This window comes from Bradyrhizobium sp. CB1015 (assembly GCF_025200925.1).
Classification (GTDB): Bacteria; Pseudomonadota; Alphaproteobacteria; order Rhizobiales; family Xanthobacteraceae; genus Bradyrhizobium.
The window spans coordinates 3403538-3424649 of the sequence record NZ_CP104174.1; the positions used below are offsets into that span (position 1 = coordinate 3403538).

The window sequence follows — 21112 nt, forward strand, 5'->3', positions numbered from 1 at the left end:
AAAAGCCCCCGGCTCGCAGAACCGGGGGCATGTTCCTCATTGCGGCGAAGGGCCTTCAGCCCTTCGTCATCGTGATGTTGACGCCGCGGATCTCGCCCTTGGACGAGATCTGCACGGTCTGCTTGGTGCCGTTGGTGCGCAGCGACAGATTGGCGGCAAAGCCGTTGGCCTCGACGAAGACGTCGATCTGGCCGCCGCCGGCGGTGCCCTGGAGGTTGCCGAAGATGTTGCGGCTGGCCTCGCTCCAATTGCCGGAGATGCGGTCGCCCTGGCTCGTCACGTCGCTGGTGAGGTCGAACTTGTAGCTGTCGGAGGCGCAGTGCAGCGCCTGCTTCAGGTTGAGGCCGCTGCCGGCGACCTTGTAATCCGCCTTGCAGCGGATGCGCTCGGTGGAGCCGTCGGACAACGACACCGTGCCGGTGCCGCTCCATGCGCCGTCGAAACCGGCAAACGGTCCGGACGACTGAGCATGGCTTGCCGTAACCGAAAACAGCAGCGCCGCCCCGATGCCGGCCGCCGTGATTGCCAGTCCAGATCGCCCAAAGAATTTCATCGCAAATATCCCGTTTTGGAACGACGTTCGCTCACGATTGAGAACGTCTCGCCACATCGAAAGTTTAGTGCTCCGAGCAAGTCGCAGGTTCAAAGCCCAGCGCCCAGAGACGGCGCTTCACGCGGCCCCGCCGTGCTCCAGAGCCGCGATTTGCCGTGTTTCGGCATGTTTCCGGCGGCCAAGGACGGGTGAAGAGATGCAGCGCGGCAACAGGTCTGCAGTAAAACGCAACGCTTCCGAATTATGACGTAGTATCAATCCCTTACATCTGCGATTGAAGGCGCGGGGAAGACCTGTTCGGCAGGTGCGGCGCCAATTTGGCCGCATTTGCCAGTGCTTGTGCCTTCTCTGACGCCGCTACCCGCGGCGACTTGCCATCAGAACAATCCGTTCCGGCCATCCGCCCTGTGCAGTCCGGGATCGGTGCGATTCTGCCGTCAGAATGAAGGAATACAATGCGTAATCTTCTCGTCGCTCTCACCCTGCTGTCGGCCTCCCTTTCGACGGCGGCGTTCGCCCAGCAAGGGCGTGGCACGGACGCCGAGCAGAAGGCCTGCACCCGCGATGTGCAGAAGTTCTGCCGGCCGGTCATCGACCAGGGCGATTTCACCATCCTGGCCTGCCTCAAGGAGAACCGGGCCAAGATCTCGCAGGCCTGCGACCAGGTCCTGAAGAACCACAATCAATAAGCTCGGCCATTGGCCCGCGAGGCGGCCCTCGGCCGCTTTTCCGGGCGCAATCCGCGAAGGGGCGGCCGTCGACGGACAGGATTGGTTTTGTGGCCGTATTCCCCTATATGGGGGCCGCGGCGGCATCGCCGGCATGGGCCCGCGCGAGCGAAAAAGCCCTTCCTGTCCAAACGATTGTAAACCAGCCCTCGATGACCTCTGCGAGCGAATTGCGATCCGGCAAGGGTGACCGCGACGAGAATTTTCCCGTCGCGTCCTGGATCATTCATCCGCGTCATCGCGCCCTGATCCTGGCCTATTACAATTTCGTCCGCACCGCCGACGACATCGCCGACCACGCCACGCTGCCCGCCGACCAGAAGCTTAGCTATCTCGACCTGCTCGAGGCGGAGCTGCTCGGCAAGGGCGACACCCAGCCTGAGGCCGTCAGCCTGCGCCGCGCGCTGGCCGAGCGCGGCATGGCGCCGCGCCACGCGCTCGACGTGCTGATCGCCTTCCGCATGGACGTGACCAAGCTGCGCTACGAGAGCTGGGACGAGGTCATCCATTATTGCCGCTACTCGGCGATGCCGGTCGGCCGCTTCATGCTCGACGTTCACGGCGAGAGCACCTCGACCTGGGCCGCCTCGGACGCGCTCTGCGCAGGCTTGCAGATCAACAATCACCTGCAGGATTGCGGCAAGGATTTCCGCGAACTCAACCGCGTCTATCTGCCCCGCGATGCGCTGGCGGCACACGGCGCCTCCGTCGAGCAGCTCGGCCTCGCCCAATCGCCGCCGGCGATGCTGGCCTGCCTGCAGTCGCTCGCCGCGCGCAACGAGGCGCTGCTCGAGGAGGGCAGGTCGCTCGCTGCGGAGATCCGGGACTTCCGTCTCGGCGTCGACGTCTCCGTCATCCAGGCCTACGCCGACCGCATCGTGCGCCTGCTCAAGGTACGCGATCCCCTGCGCGAGCGCGTGCATCTGAACAAGTTCGAGCTGCTCGCCTTCAGCCTCGCCGGGATCATCGGCGAAGTCGGCCGCCGTGCGATCGGTCGCAAGGCCATTTCCAGACCGGGGACTGCCCATGACGCTTGAGGCGACCACGCCCGGCGCCAATTACGGCTCGACCGCGTCCGGCAGCTCGTTCTATGCCGCGATGCGCATCCTGCCGCGTGACCAGCGCGAAGCGATGTTCCAGATCTACAGCTTCTGCCGCCAGGTCGACGACATCGCCGATTCCGACGGCCCGCGCGACGAGCGGCTCGCCGCACTTCAGGAGTGGCGCAACGACATCGACGCGCTCTATCAGGGCCATCCGCCGCCGCGGCTGAAGGATTATGTTGCCTCGGTGAAGACCTTCGGGCTCAAGCGCGAGGATTTTCTCGCCATCGTCGACGGCATGGAGATGGACGTGCCGCAGGATATCCGCGCGCCCGACATGGCGACGCTGGATCTGTATTGCGACCGCGTCGCCAGCGCCGTGGGGCGGCTGTCGGTGCGGGTGTTCGGCATGCCCGAGGAAGACGGCATCCTGCTCGCGCACCATCTCGGCCGCGCGCTGCAGCTCACAAACATCCTGCGCGACATCGACGAGGACGCCGGCCTTGGCCGGCTCTATCTGCCGCGCGAGGCGCTGCTGCATGCCGGCATCACCTCCAACGATCCGAACCGCGTGATCGCCGAGCGCGCGCTGCCGAAGGTCTGCATGCCGCTGGCGCAGCGCGCCAAGTCGCATTTCGAGAAGTCGGACGAGATCATGAACCGCAACAGGCGCCGCGCCGTGCGCGCGCCGCGGATCATGTCGAAATACTATCATTCCATTCTGGACCTCCTGATCGCGCGCGGCTTCTCCGCGCCGCGCGCGCCGGTGCGTGTGTCGAAGATCACACGGATTCTGATCCTGCTCCGTTACGCTTTCATCTGATGCAAAACACAGCTCACATCATCGGTGCTGGTATTTCCGGCCTCTCCGCCGCCGTGCGGCTCGCCAATGCCGGCTTCAAGGTCGCCGTGCACGAGGCGACGCACCAGGCCGGCGGCCGCTGCCGGTCCTACTTCGACGGCGCCACCAATCTCACCATCGACAACGGCAATCATCTGCTGCTGTCGGGCAACGGCCATGCGCGTGCCTATGCGCGCGCGATCGGCACCGAGGCGGGCCTCGTCGGTCCGGAGCGCGCACAATTTCCCTTCGTCGATATCAAGACCGGGCAGCGCTGGCAGATCGATCTCGGCGACGGCCGGTGGCCGACCTGGGTGTTCGACGAAAGCCGCCGCGTGCCCGACACCGGCCTTTCCGATTATCTCAAGCTGGCGCCGCTGATCTGGGCGTCGGAGGAGACGCTGGTCGGCAAGTCGATTCGGACCGAGGGCATTCTCTATCAGCGCCTGGTGCAGCCGTTGCTGCTCGCCGCGCTCAACGTCGATCCGCCCGAAGGCTCGGCCGGGCTTGCCGGCGCGATCGTGCGCGAGACGCTGCTTGCGGGCGGGCAGGCCTGTCGCCCCCTGATCGCGCGCGATGGCCTCAGCGCCGTGCTGATCGAGCCCGCCGTGAAGTTTCTGCAGGAACGTGGCCACACCGTTCAGCTTGGCCACGAGCTGCGCTCGTTTGCGAGCAGTGACGGCAAGGCCAGTGCGCTGAATTTCGGCGGCGAGGATTTGGTCCAGCTCGGCGAGGGCGATGTCGTCGTGATGGCGGTGCCGCCGCGCGCGGCCTCCAGCCTGCTGCCGGGCCTGAAGACGCCGACGGAATTCCGCGCCATTGTGAATGCGCATTTCCGCTTTGAGCCGCCGCCTGGCTCGCCGCCGATCCTGGGCGTGATCGGTGGCGTGGTGGAATGGCTGTTCGCATTCCCGAACCGGCTTTCCGTCACCATCAGCAATGGCGACCGTCTGATCGACATGCCGCGCGAGGAACTCGCACAGACGATCTGGAACGACGTCTGCCAGGCGGGCGGCGTGTCCGGCGAGCTGCCCCCTTGGCAGATCGTGCGCGAGCGCCGCGCCACATTTGCGGCGACGCCGGCCCAGAATGCCCTGCGTCCGGGGCCGGTCACTGCGCTGAAAAACCTGTTCCTCGCCGGCGACTGGACTGCTACGGGATTGCCAGCAACCATCGAGGGATCGGTCCGGTCGGGTGACCGCGCCGCCGATCTGGTTCTGGCCGCCAAAGGATCCTGAAAGGCGGCTTGACAGGCAATTCTCCCGGTCAACTTTCAATCGACTATCGGAGCAATCGAGCGACATGGATTCCGTGACCGCGACCAGCCGCGACGCTTTGGAATCGAGCATTGCGTCGGCGACCCAGGGTGTCCTCAGCTTCCAGCAATCCGACGGCCATTGGGTGTTCGAGCTCGAGGCCGACTGCACGATTCCGGCCGAGTACATTCTGCTGCGCCACTATCTCGCCGAGCCGGTCGACATCGTGCTCGAGGCCAAGATCGGCAACTATCTGCGCCGCGTGCAGGGCGCGCATGGCGGCTGGCCGCTGGTGCACGACGGCGAGTTCGACATGAGCGCGAGCGTGAAGGCTTACTTCGCGCTGAAGATGATCGGCGACTCCGTCGACGCACCCCACATGGTGCGCGCGCGCGAGGCGATCCACGCCCGCGGCGGCGCGATCAACAGCAACGTCTTTACCCGCTTCCTGCTCGCAACCTTCGGTGTCGTGACCTGGCGCGCGGTGCCGGTGCTGCCGATCGAGATCGTGCTGCTGCCGTTCTGGTCGCCATTCCACCTCAACAAGATCTCCTACTGGGCGCGCACCACGATGGTGCCGCTGATGGTGATCGCCGCGCTGAAGCCGCGCGCGAAGAATCCGAAAGGCGTCGGCATCGACGAGCTGTTTCTTCAGGACCCGCGCTCGATCGGCATGACCACCAAGGCGCCGCATCAGAGCATGGCGTGGTTTCTGCTATTCCGTTCGCTCGATGCGATCCTGCGCGTGATCGAGCCGCTGTTTCCGAAGAGCCTGCGCAAGCGCGCGATCGACGCCGCGCTCGCCTTCACGGAGGAGCGGCTCAACGGCGAGGACGGCATGGGCGCGATCTATCCGCCCATGGCCAACATCGTCATGATGTACGACGCGCTCGGCAAGGACGAGAATTATCCGCCGCGCGCGACGACGCGCCGGGGCATCGACAAGTTGCTCGTCATCAAGGACGACGAGGCCTATTGCCAGCCCTGCGTCTCGCCGGTGTGGGACACGACGCTGACCGCGCATGCGCTGCTGGAGGCCGGCGGCGACAAGGCGGTGCCGGCGGCGAAGCAAGGCCTCGACTGGCTGATCCCGAGGCAGGAGCTCGAGGTGAAGGGCGACTGGGCGGTGAAGCGGCCCGACGTGCGCCCGGGCGGCTGGGCCTTCCAGTACAATAACGCGCATTACCCCGATCTCGACGACACGGCCGTGGTGGTGATGTCGATGGACCGCATGCGCCGGGAGCACGGCGTCGCCGGCTATGACGACGCGATCGCCCGCGGCCGGGAGTGGATCGAGGGCATGCAGAGCGACGACGGCGGCTGGGCCGCCTTCGACGTCAACAACCTCGAATATTATCTCAACAACATCCCGTTCTCGGATCACGGCGCGCTGCTCGATCCGCCGACCGAGGACGTCACCGCGCGCTGCATCTCGATGCTGGCCCAGCTCGGCGAGACCGAGAAGACCAGCAAGCACGTCGCCGATGGCGTCGCGTACTTGCGGAAGACCCAGCACCCGGAGGGGGGCTGGTACGGCCGCTGGGGCATGAATTTCATCTATGGAACCTGGTCGGTGCTGTGCGCCCTCAACATGGCCGGCGTCGACCACAAGGACCCCATGATCCGCAAGGCGGCGGCCTGGCTGACCTCGATCCAGAACGAGGACGGCGGCTGGGGCGAGGACGCCATCAGCTACCGGCTCGACTACAAGGGCTGGGAGGCCGCCCCCTCGACCGCCTCGCAAACGGCATGGGCCTTGCTTGCCCTGATGGCGGCAGGCGAGGTTGATCACCCGGCCGTCGCCCGCGGGGTGGAGTACCTGATTGCAACACAAGACAAAAAAGGACTGTGGGACGAGCAGCGGTACACCGCCACAGGCTTCCCCCGCGTGTTCTATCTACGGTATCATGGTTACCCAAAGTTCTTTCCGCTGTGGGCATTGGCGCGGTATCGGAACTTGCGGAACACCAACAGCAGGGTGGTAGGGGTCGGAATGTGACTTTGGGGACGGGGGACTATGTTACCGTGGGTCAGGCCATCGACCCGCGGCCGATATTGATCGTGACCGGATTGGTTCAGGAGGCCCGCATTGCGGCCGGGCCCGGAATGGCGGTCATCTGTTCATCCAGCAGCCCGACCCAGTTGCGGGCGCTCCTGACGGTGGTGGATCCTGAGACGATTCGCGGCGTGATCTCGTTCGGCGTGGCCGGCGGGCTCGACCCGAGCTTGCGCTCCGGCGACGTCGTGCTGGCGACCGAAGTGCTCTCCGGCGATGCCCGCTGGGCCGCCGGCCTGTCGCTCGGCGACGATTTGATCGAGCGCCTGACCTCGGGCCGCCGCCGTGTCGTGCGCGGCAGCCTCGCCGGCGCCGAGGAAGTGGTCACGAAGCGCTCCTGCAAGGCGGCGCTGCATTCGGAGACGGGCGCCGCCGCCGTCGACATGGAAAGCCATATCGCCGCGGCCTACGCTGCCGAGGCCGGGCTGCCCTTTGCCGCGGTCCGCGTCATCAGCGATCCCGCCCATCGCGCGCTGCCCGCGCTCGCCCGCGCCGCGATCAAGCCGAACGGCCAGATCGACCTCGCCGCCGTGCTGCGCGGCATCGTGCGCAATCCCGCAACGCTGCATGCGCTGGTCTCGACTGGCATCGACTTCAACCGCGCGCTGCGGTCGTTGCGCGGCTGCCGCGATTATCTGATCGGGACGGAGTTCGTCGAGAGCGAGGCGCTGGTGTCGAAGGCGGCGTGAGCGGCCTCGCCGAGTGGACAAGGAAAGGGCCCGGTCGATTGACCGGGCCTTTTGCTTTGAGCTGCGCGATCGCGGTCACGGGCGAGTGGCGTTCACCTGCTTGCTTGAATGTAAGCCCTTCTGCGCTTATCTTACATCCGTCTTACCTCGGGAAGGCTCAGGCAATGGCCGGCACAGACAAGCTCACCACCGTCGTTTCGACCAAGGGGCAGGTCATCCTGCCGAGCGCTATTCGTCGGGCGCGGGAATGGAAGGCAGGAACGCGGCTCACCGTCGAGGAGACATCGGAGGGCGTCCTGTTGAAGCCGGCGCCGGCCTTCGCGGCGACGCGACCGAAAGAGGTGTTTGGCATCTTGGCTTATCGAGGCAAGCCGAAAACGCTCGAAGAGATGGACGTAAGCGTGCTGGCCGAAGCCAGGCGGCGGCATGATCGCGATTGATACCAGCCTCATCGTCCGCTACCTGACCGGGGATCACGTCAGCCAATCCGCGCGGGCCCGCGCCTTGATCGACGCCGAGAGCGTCTTCGTCCCCATCACGGTGCTGCTCGAGGTCGAATGGGTGCTGCGAAGCGCGTACGGCTATCAGGCCGCGGACGTTGTGCACGCGCTTCGTGCCTTCGCCGGACTTCCGACCGTCACCGTCGAGGACGGCGCGACGATTGCGCCGGCGCTCGACCTTGCCGAAAAAGGAATGGATTTCGCCGATGCGCTGCATCTGGCGAGATCCCGACATTGCGAGGCTTTCGTCACTTTCGATCGCAAGCTCGTCAAAGCGGCGAAAGTGGCAGGCTTTGAGGGGGTGCGCGAGGCGCGGTAGACGCGGCGATATCGGATCGGAATTAGCTGGCAGGTGTTGGACTGCACCCCTGAAGTGGCACGGCAAGCTCCAGCGATGGTAATCCCTATTTAGGGTCTCTCGCCGCCATGCCGGTAACGATCAATCCCTCGTCCAGTCCTCCAGCCGCAATCCGGCAATGCGCTGGAATTCGGCGGTGTTGTTGCTGACGAGCGGCAGGCCGCGCGCGATCGCCTGACCGGCGATCAGGAGATCGTAGGGGCCGATCGGCGTGCTGCGCCGCGCCAGCTCCGCCCGTATCTCGCCGGCGGCTCGCGCGTCCTCTTGGTCGAGGTCGACGATGTCGAGATCGGTAAAGACAAGGCGAAGCGTTTCCAGGTTGAATTCGATCTTCTGGCTGCGATAGGCGCCGAAGTAGAGTTCGTGGGCAACGATGGATGAGATTGCGAGCGCACCGGGCTCGGTGGATTCAACCCGGCGCAGGAGAGGCTCCGACCGGCGCGTGACGAGTGCGATGACGGCGTTGGTGTCGAGAAGCCATTTCGTCATCGAAACGCCCGGTCCAGATCGGGACGCGTCTGCTCTTCAGGTTGCTCCCGGCCGTCAGCCATGAAGTCCGGGCTGAAGCCGCGTGCGATGGCCGCGCGAAGCGATGCCCACGGGCCGGCCGCGCTCCGCCTTGGGCGCAGGATCACAGCATCGCCCTCGCGGGAAACCTCGACTTCCTCCACGGAGAAACGAAAATCCTTCGGCAGCCGGACGGCCTGGGAGTTACCAGATTTGAACACTTTGGCGATGTGGGGCATGGCGGCCTCTCGTATATACAATTTCGCATATACGTTGTGGTGTCGGTGAATTTAATGCCGGGCTACCGTTCTGATCGCTTCTTTGCCAGACGATCGAGGAAAGAGGGCGGCAAACGTCTTCATGAAGCGTCGGGCAAAACGCCAGCCACTCCGTCAATCCCTTCTCGCGAAAATATTCTTCTTTCACGAATTTCGGATTTGTGGCATAGGACGCTCATCCCGGCCCTGCCAGAGGGGCGCTTCGCGATCGTCACGAGATGCGGGCCGGGGTGCGGTGGACGCGGCAGCGCCGGCGCGGAAAAGCGATGACAGGGACGGGAAGCCGTTGAGTCATGCGCGACGCGGTACGACACGGCGCGGTCACAGCGGTCTTGTCGATGGTTCTGGGGCGCGCACACCGGGCCCTCGATGTCGAGGCAAGGCCGTCCGCGGACGGAGAAGTCGTGTGGTCCCGACGCCCGGGGTTCTGGCGTCAAGGCTCGCGGTGATGCGGCGGCCCGACCGGGTGTGCACATCAATCAGCCGCGACGACGACGGGGGCAATAGTGCAACGCTCCCCGAGGAGCACGAAGGACACCGTTAAAACCATCCGCGCAGGGAAGGCCGGGCGATCGGCATCACCTGTGATCCACCCCGTGTGCATTTTTCGTTGCATGCGGATCTGCGGGTGCCGCCGGCGCCCGGCCTTCCCTGCGCCCTCTGGCTTCCATGGGGCGAAACGAACAGCAAAGCTCGGGCGAAAGAAGCCGCGAGAACGCGAAGGTATGTCTGCAGGGAAGAGAGCGCATGGTAACAGCAAGCTGGTGCCGCACACTCCGTCATTGCTGTGCATGTTCACTAATTCGCTGATTGGATCGCTCCAGCGGAGGAACGATCCGATGCGAGACAACAGCTATGACCGAACGGTTGAACGCAACTATCTGTAGAAGTGGCGTTTTCTGATTTCGGAGTATGAGGCGGTGAAGGCTGGCCGATCGCCGCTGTTCAAGCGGGTCGGCGACTTCTACCGGCACCACGGGACCTGCTCGCAGACGTTCCGCAGGTATTACAATCGCTATCTGCAGAGCGGCGAGGAAGCGGATCTGCTGCCGCGGCGGCGCGGCCCGAAGTGGCGGGAGCGACGCGAGCCGGAAGGGATCGAGACGGAGATTGTCGCCCATCGCAAGCGGGGGATGAACCGTTATGAGATTCATGCCGTCTTGCGCGAAACGCGCGACACGGTACCTTCGCCGATCACGATCTACCGGGTGCTGAAACGCTACCGCCTGAACCGCCGCACGCCGGCGATGCGTGAGGAGAAACGCCGTATTATCAAGGACAAGCTCGGAGAGCTGGGCCACGTCGATCTGCATCAATTGCCGCGCGATATGTTCCTCGCGCCACCCCCGGTCACGGCCTACATCATCAGCTTGATCGACAGCTGCACGCGTCTGGCCTGGGCAGAGGTCCTGACATCCAAGAAGGCGCTGCCGGTCATGTTCAAGACCCTGAAGATGATCAACACCCTCAACGTCACCTATGGGCTCGTCTTCCAGGAAATCCTGTCCGACAACGGCGCCGAGTTCGCCGCCCGCACCAAGCCGGGCGAGCATCCGTTCGAGGCCATGCTGCTCGAGCTCGGCATCAAACACCGCTACACCCGGCCCTATCGGCCGCAGACCAACGGTAAGGTCGAACGCTTCTGGCGCACCCTCGATGACGACGTCATCGACGGCGCGACCTTCGACAACCTCGACCACTTCGCCAATGAACTGTTCGAGTACCTCGTTTACTACAACAACCACAGACCCCATCAGGCCTTGGCAGGACAAACCCCCAAGGCCTTCGCCGCTACCAAGACCACCGCGATCCAATCAGCGAATTAGTGAACATCGACAATTGCGAGCGCAGCGAAGCAATCCAGAATCTTTCGATGGAGGCAGTCTGGATTGCTTCGCTGCGCTCGCAATGACCGCGGGGTGAGCGGCGTGCCTATAAGGCTCGGGAAGCTTGCGCAAAAAGAAAAGCCCGGTCGCGCTGGCGGCCGGGCCTTCGTCGTGAGATTTGATCGTGCGCGCCTTACGCCGCCGTCGAAGCCTTCTGCGCGGCCTTCGCCTGCGCGGCGGCGGCTTCGTCCTTGCGGATCTCCGACAGCTTCTTCTGGACCTGCTCGGAGAAGATGTACTGCGCCGGACGCTGCTTGGAGAGGTCGATCTCCGGCGCCATCGGGCCGCTGGTCCGCACGCCGCGCAGCGCCACCCACATCGCCTTCAGCGGGTTGTTGAGCGCCGCGGTCGCCGCGGTCGGCTCGTAGCCGCAATGGGCCATGCAGTCGGCACACTTCTCGTATTTGCCGGTGCCGTAGGAATCCCAATCGGTGGTCTCCATCAGCTCCTTGAAGGTTTTCGCGTAGCCTTCACCGAGCAGGTAGCAGGGCTTCTGCCAGCCGAAGATGTTGCGCGCGGGCATGCCCCACGGCGTGCACTCGTATTCCTGGTTGCCGGCGAGGAAGTCCAGGAACAGGCCGGAATGCATGAAATTCCACTTCTTGCCCTTGCCCATCGCAAAGACGTCGCGGAACAGCTTCTTGGTCTTGGTGCGGTTGAGGAAGTGCTCCTGGTCCGGCGCGCGCTCATAGGCGTAGCCCGGGGACATCGAGACGCCGACACCGAGCTCGGTGGTGAAGTCGAGGAATTTGGCGATCTCCTCGGCCGGGTGGCCGTCGAAGATGGTGGCGTTGACGTTGACGGTGAAGCCGCGCGCCTTGGCCGCCTTGATCGCGGAGACGGCGCGGTCGAACACGCCCTTCTGCGACACCGCCTTGTCGTGGTGGTCGCGCAGACCGTCGAGATGCACCGAGAAGAACAAATAGGGCGAGGGCTCGAACAGATCGAGCTTCTTCTCCAGCAGCAGCGCGTTGGTGCAGAGCGAGACGAACTTCTTGCGCGCCACGAGGCCGCGCACGATCTCGCCGATCTCCTTGTGGATCAGCGGCTCGCCGCCGGGAATGGCGACCATCGGCGCGCCGCACTCGTCGGCCGCGTCCCAGCACTCCTGCGCCGTCATGCGGCGGTTGAGGATGGCATCGGGATAATCGATCTTGCCGCAGCCGACGCAGGCGAGGTTGCAGCGGAACAGCGGCTCCAGCATCAGCACGAGCGGATAGCGCTTGCGGCCAAGTAGTTTCTGCTTGAGCAAATAGCCGCCGATACGCATTTCCTTGAAGAACGGGATGGCCATTACAAGTTTCTTTCTGGGCTTTTCAATTCGGGTGGGTCAGCTCGCGGCCAGTTGGGCCGGAAGCCGGAATTCGATGTTTTCCTCGCGACCCGGCAACACCGAGACCTTCACCGGTCCGATCCGCCGCATCGCTTCGATCACGTCATCCACGAGTACCTCGGGCGCCGAAGCGCCGGCCGTGATGCCGACGGTCCCCGCATCCTTCAACCACTCCGGATTGAGCTCGCTGCCGTCGGCAATCAAATAACTCGCGACGCCGGCCTCAGTGCCGATTTCGCGGAGCCGGTTCGAGTTCGAGCTGTTGGCAGCGCCCACCACCAAGATCACGTCGACCAGCTTGCTCAAGTCCCTTACCGCAGATTGGCGGTTCTGTGTCGCATAGCAGATATCCCGGATATCCGGACCTTGAATGTCTGTAAAGCGGGCTTGAAGGGCGGCGATGATGTCCTTGGTGTCGTCGACCGACAGGGTGGTCTGGGTGATGTAGGCCACTGGCGTATCCGCCGGCAGGGGCAGTGCATTAACCTCTTCAACGCTTTGGACAAGTTGCACCGGCCCCGGGACCTGGCCCATCGTGCCCTCGACCTCGGGGTGGCCGGCATGGCCGATCAGGATCAGGGTGCGGCCCTTGCCGATGTAGCGCTTCCCCTGATTGTGAACTTTCGTGACCAGCGGGCAGGTGGCATTGAGCACCGGAAGGTCGCGTGCGGCGGCCTCTTCCTCGACGCTGCGGGCGACGCCGTGGGCGCTGAACACGGTCACCGCCTTCGGCGGCACCTCGGAGAGTTCCTCGACGAAGATGGCGCCTTTGTTCTTCAGGCTCTCGACGACGTATTTGTTATGCACGATCTCATGGCGCACGTAGACGGGCGGGCCGTACTTCTCCAGCGCCCGTTCCACGATCTCGATCGCACGCACCACGCCCGCGCAGAAGCCGCGCGGTTGCGCCAGATAAACTTCCATGGGACGCCCATCACGCAAGTTGCACCAATCCGCTCTCGTCAGTCCCCAAGCGGCACTCCGATACTGACCAATGAGGTGCAATATCCGCACCATTGGTTCGCGCCTGCGGTAGCCACCCACCCCTGTGGGGCCTCCAGCGCATGGAGGCGCAGTACTTTGTGTCAAAAAATCGGCGGAATGGAAAGGTGGAACCGCCGACAGAGGGTTTCTGAGGTATTTTAGTAGGGCCTGCGATGTGCCCGTCTGCGCGACATTCCTGCGTAGTCCTTCGTCACTTTCCCGCCTCAACTCCCCGGCTATACCGGCGGCCCGCATGATTTTGCCACGGTCTCCCGCCGTTTACCCTCGAACCTTCTGGCGGCGAGAACCACCCAAAACAGCAATAGGTTTCGCCCGGGAACTCCGATAAACAGCGGGCGTTTCCGGCAAGCTGTTAACCGCAGAAAGAAAAGAAGTGCTGCAAAGCGTCGTCGTTGCCATCGTCAGGGCCTGCACCCGGTTTGCCTCCCTCGTCGTCGTTCTCGGGCTCCTGCTGTCGGTCGGGGCGGGCTACTATGCTGCGCGCCACTTCACCATCAACACCGACATCAACTCGCTGATTGCCCAGAATTTGGACTGGCGCCAGCGCGATCAGCAATTCGATCGCGCCTTCGACCGCGATGCGACGATCACGGCGGTGGTCGAGGCCAAGACCCCGGAAATGGCGAGCGCGGCGGCCGATGCGCTCTACGCCAAGCTGAAGGACGACAAGACCAACTTCCAGTCGATGCAGCAGCTCGGCAGCGGCGAGTTCTTCGAGAAGAACGGCCTGTTGTTCCTGCCGACCGAGGAGGTCGGCAAGATCACCGGCCAGTTCGAATCCGCAGCGCCCCTAATCGAGATCATGGCCGGCGATCCCTCGATCCGCGGCCTCACCGGGGCGCTGGAGACGGGCCTTGCCGGCGTCAAGCGCGGCCAGGTCAAGCTCGACAACACCGAGCGGCCCTTCAACCTGATCGCGCAGACGGTCGAGACCGTCCTCAACAAGGGCAATGCCAGCTTCTCATGGCGCGAGCTCGTCAGCGACGAGCCGCTCAAGGATTCGGACAAGCGCAGCTTCATCGAGTTCAAGCCGGTCCTCGACTACAACGCGCTGGAGCCGGGTAAGGGCGCGACCGATGCGATCCGCAAGGCTGCTGCGGATCTGGACTTCCCGACCAAATACCAGGCCCGCGTGCGGCTGACCGGCCCGGTCCCGATCGCCAACGAGGAATACGCCACCGTCCAGGAGGGCGCCGTCGTCAACGGCGTCGGCACGGTTCTCGTCGTGCTGCTGATCCTGTGGCTGGCGCTGCATTCGGCGAAGATCATCTTCGCGGTCTTCGTCAATCTCTTCGTCGGCCTTGCGATCACCACGGCCGCCGGCCTGATGATGGTCGGCTCGCTCAACCTGCTGTCGATCGCCTTCGCGGTGCTGTTCGTCGGCCTAGGGGTCGATTTCGGCATCCAGTACAGCGTCCGCTACCGCTCCGAGCGCTACAAGCACAATGACCTCGCCGGCGCGCTGGTGCTGGCGGCCAAGCGCTCGGCGGTGCCGCTGTCGCTGGCGGCAATGGCCACCGCGGCGGGCTTCCTCTGCTTCATGCCGACCGACTACAAGGGCATCTCGGAGCTGGGCCAGATCGCCGGTGTCGGCATGCTGGTGGCGTTCCTGTCCAGCATCACCGTGCTGCCGGCGCTACTGAAGCTTTTGAACCCGCCCGGCGAGCCGGAGCCGGTCGGCTACGCCTTCCTGGCGCCGCTCGACCACTTCCTGGAAAAGCATCGGGTGCTGATCGTCGGCGGGACGCTGCTGCTCGCGCTCGGCGGCCTGCCGCTGCTCTACTTCATGAAGTTCGACTTCAACCCGATGAACCTGCGCAATCCGCACGCCGAGTCGATCGCGACCTTCCTCGATTTGCGCAAGGATCCGAACACTGGAGCCAATGCCGTCAACGTGATGACGACGTCGGAAGAGCAGGCGAGGCAGGTCGAGGCGAAGCTGGCGAAGGTGCCCGAGGTGCTCCGGGTGATGTCGCTCGACAGCTTCGTGCCGCAGGACCAGCCGCCGAAGCTGAAGCTCATCGCGCAGGGCGCCAAGGTGCTGAATCCCGCGCTCAACCCCGATCAGATCGACGCAGCGCCGACGGATCAGGAGAATGTCGAAGCGCTGAAATCTTCGGTCGACAATCTGCGCCGGACAGCGGGCGACGCGAAAGGCCCGGGCGCTGTCGCCTCGCGCCGTCTTGCCGGCGCGCTCGAAAAGCTCGCCAATGCTGATGAGGCCACGCGCAACAAGGCGCAGGACGTGTTCGTCGCGCCATTGAAGATCGTGTTCGACCAGCTCAGGAACGCGATGCAGGCAGGTCCCGTCACCCTGAGCTCGCTGCCGCCCGATCTCGTCAGCGCCTGGAAGAGCAAGGACGGTGTCATCCGCGTCGAGGCGCTGCCCAAGGGTGATCCCAACGACAACGATACGCTGCGCAAATTCGCAGCGGCGGTGCTCCAGGCCGAGCCGACTGCGATCGGCGGACCGGTCTCGATCCTGAAATCCGGCGACACCGTGGTGAAGGCGTTCATCCACGCCGGCATCTATGCGCTGCTGGTGATCGGGCTCCTGCTGTGGATCACGCTCCGCCGCTTCGTCGACGTGCTGATGACCCTGGTGCCGCTTCTGGTTGCCGGCGCGGTGACGCTCGAGATCTGCGTGTTGATCGGCCTGCCGCTCAACTTCGCCAACATCGTCGCGTTTCCGCTGCTGCTCGGCGTCGGCGTCGCCTTCAAGATCTATTATGTCGTGGCCTGGCGCTCGGGCAGGACGAACCTGCTCCAGACCAGCCTGACGCGCGCGATCTTTTTCAGTGCGCTGACGACGGCGACCGCGTTCGGCAGCCTGTGGCTGTCGAGCCATCCCGGCACGTCCAGCATGGGCAAGCTGCTGGCCCTCTCGCTGGTGACGACGCTCGCCGCCGTGCTGCTGTTCCAGCCGGCCCTAATGGGCAAACCCCGCAATCTCAGGGAGTAGGCAGATGTCGCCGACCGCATCGGCAGCGCCCTTCTGACCGGGCTTGGCTGCGCCGGCGGCGGCCTTCGGAGCTGCGGGCGCAGGCGCAGGCGCGGCGGCAACCGTCGTACCTGCGGCTTTCGGCGCCGGGCCAGCGGACTTCGGCGCGCTCTTGGCCATGGCGTTGGCAGTGCTCGAGGGGATCGGCGGGCCAACCCGGGTCCAGGTCTCGCCACCGCAGAGGAAGCCCATCACGCAGCCCTTGATTTCGAGCTGATCGGCACTCGGCGTGATGGTCGCGCTATAGGTCTGGCCGTCCTGGGCGTTGTAGACTTGTCCTTCCCACTGATCGGCGCCTGGCTTCTTCTTCATGTCGATCAGCGTCACCATGCCCAGCGTCGGCCTGCTCCTTTTCGAGACATCCGGATTGTTCTCGTCGCGCCCGCCGGGTTTCTTTTCCCAGGCGACGGCGCCCCACATGCTGCCATTGCATTGGGCGACGCGGATATTGGCGACGCCGTCGGCCACCCGCCAGTCGCCGGTGGGATCGGCGGCGAGCGCCGGCGTCAGGTAGCTGTAACCGCCAGCCAGTATTAGTCCGGTGTAAAGGGCTAAACGCATGTGTGTTCCTTGGCAGTGCAACATGGTCTAAAGCTGTGCTTGCGAAGATGGTCCGAAAAAGGGCAAAAGGCCGCACAGACCGTTTTCAGTAACGGTCCGTTTTCAGTTGACGAGACGGCCCTCAACCGAAGTATGTAGCGGATGCACAGCCCAAATCCAGACATGTCTCAGCTATTCGCGGACCGTCAGGCCCAGCGCAGCACCCTGCATAACCGGTATCTGAACGAGCAGTTCGTCCGGGTTCTCAAGACCATCGGCTACGATGTCGGCTTCCAGAAGGGGCAGGGGCAGTACCTCTACGACCGCGACGGCGCGCGCTATCTCGACCTGTTGTCCGGCTTCGGCGTGTTTGCGATCGGGCGCAATCATCCCGTCATGCGCGAGGCGCTCAAGAGCGTGCTCGATGCCGACCTGCCCAACCTCGTCCAATTCGACGTCTCGACGCTCGCCGGTGTGCTGGCCGAGCGCCTCCTGAAATACGTTCCCTATCTGGACAAGGCGTTCTTCGCCAATTCCGGCGCGGAATGCGTCGAGGCCGCGATCAAGTTCGCGCGTGGCGCGACGGGGCGCCCCGGCATCGCCTATTGCGCGCACGGCTATCACGGCTTGACCTACGGCGCGCTGTCGCTTACTGGCGATGCCAATTTCCGCACCGGCTTCGAGCCGCTGCTGCCCGGCTGCACCCCGATTCCGTTCAACGACCTGGCCGCGCTGGAAAAGGCGCTGGCCTCGCGCGAGGTCGCCGCCTTTGTCGTCGAGCCGATCCAGGGCAAGGGCGTCAACATGCCCACCGACGAGTTCCTGCCCGGCGCGGCCGCGCTCTGCAAGAAATACGGCACGCTGTTCGTCGCCGACGAGATCCAGACCGGCATGGGCCGCACCGGCCGCTTCCTCGCGGTCGAGCACTGGAACGTCGAGCCCGACATGGTGCTGCTGTCGAAGTCGCTGTCGGGCGGTCACGTGCCGGTCGGCGCCGTGCTGACGCGCAAGAGCATCTTCGACAAGATCTTCAACCAGATGGACCGCGCGGTGGTGCACGGCTCCACCTTCTCCAAGAACGACCTCGCGATGGCCGCGGGTATCGCCACGCTCGACGTGATGGAATCGGAGAAGCTGATCGATGCGGCCGCCAAGCGCGGCGCCGAGCTGCGCCTCGCGCTGACGCGCATGGTGCCCGGCTATGAGCTGCTCAAGGAAGTCCGCGGCAAGGGCCTGATGATCGGCATCGAGTTCGGCCCGCCGAAATCGCTGCGCCTGCGGGCCTCGTGGAATGTGCTGGAGACCGCCAACAAGGGCTTGTTCTGCCAGCTCATCACCGTGCCGCTGTTCAAGGATCACAAGATCCTGACGCAAGTCGCCGGCCACGGCAGCCACACCATCAAGCTGCTACCGCCGCTCACCATCACCGAGGAAGATTGCGCCTGGATCGAGCGCGCCTTCGACGACGTCATCGCCGGCAGTCACAAGGTCCCCGGCGCGATCTGGTCGCTCGGCAAGACGCTGGTGGACAACGCGGTGCGCAGGTCGGCCTGATCTCTTTGCCGAGCCATCTCGGCATTCTTCATTGCGAGCGAAGCGAAGCAATCCAGGCTTTCTTCCGCGGAGGCAGCCTGGATTGTTTCGTCGCTTCGCTCCTCGCAATGACGTTGCTGGCCCAATCTACCCCTCCACATTCGCCTTCATCGCCGCCTCGAACTTGTCGACGAACTCGGCGAGTTCGTCGGCGCCGAGATCGCTGACGGCCCAGAAGTTCAGGCCGCGCTCGCCCCAGCGGCGGCAGTTGAAGCCCTGCATGGTCTGGGTCTTCGGCGGCCGATGCTCGGTGCTCGAAGTTTGCGACACGAACAGATTGATCACGTGTTGCCGGCGCCGGTAGACCACGGCGCCGATGGCGCGGGCGTCGATATAGTCGAGCCGGCCGCCGACCAGCGTAAAACCTTGCGCGGTGAGGTCGATCACCGGTGGTGCGACGTCGAGCTTGCCGTTGAACCAGGGCTTGACGGTGTGCTGGTCGGTCGAGACCACGTCGGTGAGATGGCCGGCCTGGAGCGAGCGCAGATGCGCGGAGACGACCTCAGACAGAATGCGCTGCTGGTCATCCTGGCGCAGCACCACCGCGACGATTCCGGTGGCGGCGAGCGCGGAGACGGCCGAGCCCGTCGCAAATCCGCGCAGCACGGCGCGGCGGCTCGGTTGCTGGCGCTGCGGCTCAGGCAACGAGGCTTCGATGCGAGCGCGCAGGCTTGCCGGCGCGGTGTAGCGTAAATTGGTACCTGCGAGCACGCGCTGCATCTCGCGCTGCGCTGTGAACTCCGCGGCGCAGGCCGGGCAGCTCGCGATATGAGCCTCGACCTCGCGCGCGTGGCCGGCATCGAGCTCGTTGTCGAGCAGCGCGTGAAGCAGGATCCTTGCTTCGTCGCAGGTCATTTCGCTTGCTCCTCTTCCGTCCAGGCCGCGCGCAGCATGGCGCGGGCGCGGGCGAGGCGGGACATCACGGTACCGACGGGGGCGCCGACGACTTCCGCGATTTCACGATAGGACAGGTTGTTGATCTCACGGAGCACGAAGGTTTCCTTGAACGGCTCGGCGAGCGCGTCGATCAGCTTGCGGATCGCGCCGGCATCGCGGCTGCGCAGCACTTCGGTCTCGGGGCTCGCCTCGGTTTCCTGCCAGAGCGGCGTCTGCTCGTCGGCGCCCGGCATGTCATCGATCGCGCTGGGCCGATGCGCGCGGCGTGCGTATTCGGCGTTGCAGACGTTGCGCAGGATCGCGAACAGCCAGGGCTTCATCGCTGGGCCGCGGTAGCTGTCAAAATGCTTCAGCGCGCGCAGATAACATTCCTGCACCGCATCCTCGGCGTCGGAGGCATCGCTCAGCAGGTAGCGCGCGAGCGTGTAGACGTCGTCGAGATGGGGCAGTGCAGCCTCGCGGAAGCGCTGTGCCTTCTGCACATCGTCGGTGGCGGGCATCGCTCCTCGCTTTGCCTCTGGCTCTTCTTTCGCCATGATCGAAGACGCACGTGCCCGGCCGGCGTGGGACCACCGGCCGGGCAGGACGTTGACGCCTTGGTTGGAGACGTTACTCAACCTTGATCATCCCCGTCATGTGCGGGTGCAGCGAACAAAAATATTTGTAGTCGCCCGCATTGGTGAAGGTGAAGGAGAACTTGTCGTCGGTATCCAGGGTCTTGGACCGGAACTTGCCGGCGGACACGATGGTGTGCGGGATGTCGTCCCTGTTGGTCCAGGTCACGGTGGTGCCGACCTTGATCTTGAGCTCGGCCGGCTGGAACACGAAGTTGTCGATATGCACGTCCGTGTCGTCGGCGCGGGCTTTTGTTGCGGGTAACAGGATGGAAGCGGCCAGAGCGAGACCGAGGTCGACACCGAAGTCGCGGCGGTTGAGTGTCTTCATTGTCAGCTTCCGTTCTACCTTAGCTCTGCAGCGGCGTGTCGATGATCGCGAGCCGCTGCTCGTTCTGCTTGAAGTTGATGCTGGCGACGCCGAGCATGGAGCGGAGTCTTGTGTCCTCGACCTTCATCGGACCGGGCGAGGGCGCGGCCCCCGGCGCCGGCTGCGGGAAGGCGGTCGAGCGCGCGGTGTGGAATGTGACGTTGCCCTCGACCTTCTGCATCACCTGATGGATGTGCCCGTTCAGCACGGTCACCGAGCCAAAGCCCTTGACGTATTCCAGCACGCGGCCGCCGTCCTCGGTGCCCCAGCCCCACTGCGGATAGACCGTCCAGAGCGGGATGTGGGCGAACAGCACGATCGGCGTTGATTTGGACCTGCCGCGCAGGTCGTCCTCGAGCCAGGCGAGCTGCTCGGCGCCGAGATTGCCGAGGCCCCCGGCCTTGAGGTCGACGACGTTGACGAGGCCGACGAAGTGCACGCCGCCGGCGTCGAACGAGTACCAGCCGTGCCCCTTGGTGCCGCGGCCGTAGCGTTCGCGATATAGCTTCACCTCCTCATCGATGAAGTCGTGCTCGCCGGGCACGTAATGCACGTCGAGCTTGGTCTGCGAGATGATGCGCTCGGCATCGTCGAACTCGGCGGCTTTCGACAGATGCGTGATGTCGCCTGTGTGGATCATGAACGATGGCTTTGCCGGCATCGCGTTGATCTTGCCAATAGCTTCCTCCAGCGTGCCGAGCGCGTTGGGGTTGGCCGGCTTGTCGAAGCCGACATGGCTGTCGCTGATCTGGAGGAAGGTCATGCCGGGCGCGGCCGCGGTCGCGGCTTGCGCCGGGTCGATGATGCCGAGCGAGCGCGGCACACCGCCCGTGACGGTCCAGAGCACCCCGGTGCCGGCCCAGGTCATGCATTCCAGCGCCTTGCGGCGGCTGACGCCGTCGTCCCCGTGATTGTGTCCGCTCATCGCGCCTCTCCACGTCGCCCGGAATTGGGCTTCGGGGAGGTGATCGGGAGAGGAGGCGACTTATTCCCGGACGGGATGACGATTTCGTGAGGTGGTATCTCGTTTTCCCGGACGCGATGCAGCGCGATAGCGCTGCTTC

The 21112-nt window shown here is 64.5% G+C and carries 21 protein-coding genes; 11 read left to right on the forward strand and 10 right to left on the reverse strand.

All coding sequences use genetic code 11. The features are described from left to right. Positions 1 to 55: 55 nt before the first annotated feature. Positions 56 to 553, reverse strand: a complete 498-nt coding sequence (locus tag N2604_RS15550; RefSeq protein WP_260375501.1) for a hypothetical protein — start codon at positions 551 to 553, stop codon at positions 56 to 58. Between the two features lie 455 nt (positions 554 to 1008). Here N2604_RS15550 and N2604_RS15555 point away from each other — a divergent pair, with 455 nt between their 5' ends. The 8 genes from N2604_RS15555 to N2604_RS15590 all read left to right on the forward strand — a co-directional run bounded on the left by N2604_RS15555 (position 1009) and on the right by N2604_RS15590 (position 7985). Then, positions 1009 to 1242: a hypothetical protein gene (locus N2604_RS15555; RefSeq protein ID WP_025035011.1), complete on the forward strand. Its 234-nt coding sequence runs from the start codon at positions 1009 to 1011 to the stop codon at positions 1240 to 1242. Positions 1243 to 1433: 191 nt separating this feature from the next. Then, positions 1434 to 2318 carry a squalene synthase HpnC gene (hpnC, locus tag N2604_RS15560; RefSeq protein ID WP_260375502.1) on the forward strand — a complete coding sequence of 295 codons (885 nt, stop codon included), beginning with the start codon at positions 1434 to 1436 and terminating at the stop codon, positions 2316 to 2318. Beyond that, positions 2308 to 3147: a presqualene diphosphate synthase HpnD gene (hpnD, locus tag N2604_RS15565; RefSeq protein ID WP_260375503.1), complete on the forward strand. Its 840-nt coding sequence runs from the start codon at positions 2308 to 2310 to the stop codon at positions 3145 to 3147. Before hpnC ends, hpnD begins: the two co-directional genes overlap by 11 nt. Then, complete coding sequence (gene hpnE, locus N2604_RS15570) at positions 3147 to 4403, forward strand: hydroxysqualene dehydroxylase HpnE (protein ID WP_260375504.1); 1257 nt, start codon at positions 3147 to 3149, stop codon at positions 4401 to 4403. The genes hpnD and hpnE overlap by 1 nt, the downstream gene beginning before the upstream one ends. 64 nt (positions 4404 to 4467) lie before the next feature. Next, complete coding sequence (gene shc / locus N2604_RS15575; protein WP_260375505.1) at positions 4468 to 6420, forward strand: squalene--hopene cyclase; 1953 nt, start codon at positions 4468 to 4470, stop codon at positions 6418 to 6420. Next, positions 6417 to 7166: a phosphorylase gene (locus N2604_RS15580; RefSeq protein ID WP_260375506.1), complete on the forward strand. Its 750-nt coding sequence runs from the start codon at positions 6417 to 6419 to the stop codon at positions 7164 to 7166. Before shc ends, N2604_RS15580 begins: the two co-directional genes overlap by 4 nt. A gap of 164 nt (positions 7167 to 7330) precedes the next feature. Beyond that, on the forward strand, positions 7331 to 7606 hold the full coding sequence (locus N2604_RS15585; protein WP_260375507.1) for an AbrB/MazE/SpoVT family DNA-binding domain-containing protein: 276 nt from the start codon (positions 7331 to 7333) through the stop codon (positions 7604 to 7606). Further along, a complete protein-coding gene (locus N2604_RS15590; protein ID WP_260375508.1) occupies positions 7593 to 7985 on the forward strand; it encodes a type II toxin-antitoxin system VapC family toxin in 393 nt (130 codons plus the stop codon). Before N2604_RS15585 ends, N2604_RS15590 begins: the two co-directional genes overlap by 14 nt. Before the next feature lie 120 nt (positions 7986 to 8105). Here N2604_RS15590 and N2604_RS15595 read toward each other — a convergent pair whose 3' ends face one another. Beyond that, complete coding sequence (locus N2604_RS15595; protein WP_260375509.1) at positions 8106 to 8513, reverse strand: type II toxin-antitoxin system VapC family toxin; 408 nt, start codon at positions 8511 to 8513, stop codon at positions 8106 to 8108. Beyond that, positions 8510 to 8770 (reverse strand): antitoxin, encoded by a 261-nt coding sequence (locus N2604_RS15600; RefSeq protein WP_260375510.1) that lies wholly within the window; start codon positions 8768 to 8770, stop codon positions 8510 to 8512. The genes N2604_RS15595 and N2604_RS15600 overlap by 4 nt, the downstream gene beginning before the upstream one ends. Before the next feature lie 959 nt (positions 8771 to 9729). On the opposite strand from N2604_RS15600, the gene N2604_RS15605 reads away from it, so the two are divergent. Next, positions 9730 to 10635, forward strand: a complete 906-nt coding sequence (locus N2604_RS15605; RefSeq protein WP_260375511.1) for an integrase core domain-containing protein — start codon at positions 9730 to 9732, stop codon at positions 10633 to 10635. 193 nt (positions 10636 to 10828) lie between these two features. Here the strand turns inward: N2604_RS15605 and hpnH are convergent, their stop codons facing one another. Together hpnH and ispH are read right to left on the reverse strand one after the other, a co-directional pair. Next, positions 10829 to 11989, reverse strand: coding sequence for an adenosyl-hopene transferase HpnH (hpnH, locus tag N2604_RS15610; protein WP_197946317.1), 1161 nt, complete (start codon positions 11987 to 11989; stop codon positions 10829 to 10831). Positions 11990 to 12025: 36 nt separating this feature from the next. Next, positions 12026 to 12952, reverse strand: a complete 927-nt coding sequence (gene ispH, locus N2604_RS15615; RefSeq protein ID WP_260375512.1) for a 4-hydroxy-3-methylbut-2-enyl diphosphate reductase — start codon at positions 12950 to 12952, stop codon at positions 12026 to 12028. Positions 12953 to 13406: 454 nt separating this feature from the next. On the opposite strand from ispH, the gene N2604_RS15620 reads away from it, so the two are divergent. Then, on the forward strand, positions 13407 to 15995 hold the full coding sequence (locus N2604_RS15620) for an MMPL family transporter (protein ID WP_260375513.1): 2589 nt from the start codon (positions 13407 to 13409) through the stop codon (positions 15993 to 15995). Here the strand turns inward: N2604_RS15620 and N2604_RS15625 are convergent. After that, positions 15963 to 16595, reverse strand: coding sequence for a DUF2147 domain-containing protein (locus N2604_RS15625; protein ID WP_260375514.1), 633 nt, complete (start codon positions 16593 to 16595; stop codon positions 15963 to 15965). The genes N2604_RS15620 and N2604_RS15625 overlap by 33 nt on opposite strands. A 141-nt stretch (positions 16596 to 16736) precedes the next feature. Here N2604_RS15625 and hpnO point away from each other — a divergent pair, with 141 nt between their 5' ends. Then, a complete protein-coding gene (gene hpnO / locus N2604_RS15630) occupies positions 16737 to 18128 on the forward strand; it encodes an aminobacteriohopanetriol synthase HpnO (RefSeq protein ID WP_260375515.1) in 1392 nt (463 codons plus the stop codon). Between the two features lie 126 nt (positions 18129 to 18254). On the opposite strand, the gene N2604_RS15635 is transcribed toward hpnO, so the two are convergent. From N2604_RS15635 to N2604_RS15650, 4 genes are all read right to left on the reverse strand, one after another. After that, a complete protein-coding gene (locus N2604_RS15635) occupies positions 18255 to 19022 on the reverse strand; it encodes an anti-sigma factor (RefSeq protein ID WP_260375516.1) in 768 nt (255 codons plus the stop codon). Further along, positions 19019 to 19564 carry a sigma-70 family RNA polymerase sigma factor gene (locus N2604_RS15640; RefSeq protein ID WP_260375517.1) on the reverse strand — a complete coding sequence of 182 codons (546 nt, stop codon included), beginning with the start codon at positions 19562 to 19564 and terminating at the stop codon, positions 19019 to 19021. Before N2604_RS15640 ends, N2604_RS15635 begins: the two co-directional genes overlap by 4 nt. A gap of 109 nt (positions 19565 to 19673) precedes the next feature. Continuing rightward, entirely contained in the window at positions 19674 to 20009 is a 336-nt protein-coding gene (locus N2604_RS15645; RefSeq protein ID WP_260375518.1) for a cupredoxin family copper-binding protein, read from the reverse strand. Between the two features lie 19 nt (positions 20010 to 20028). Then, entirely contained in the window at positions 20029 to 20973 is a 945-nt protein-coding gene (locus tag N2604_RS15650; protein WP_260375519.1) for a metallophosphoesterase, read from the reverse strand. Between the last annotated feature and the right edge of the window lie 139 nt (positions 20974 to 21112).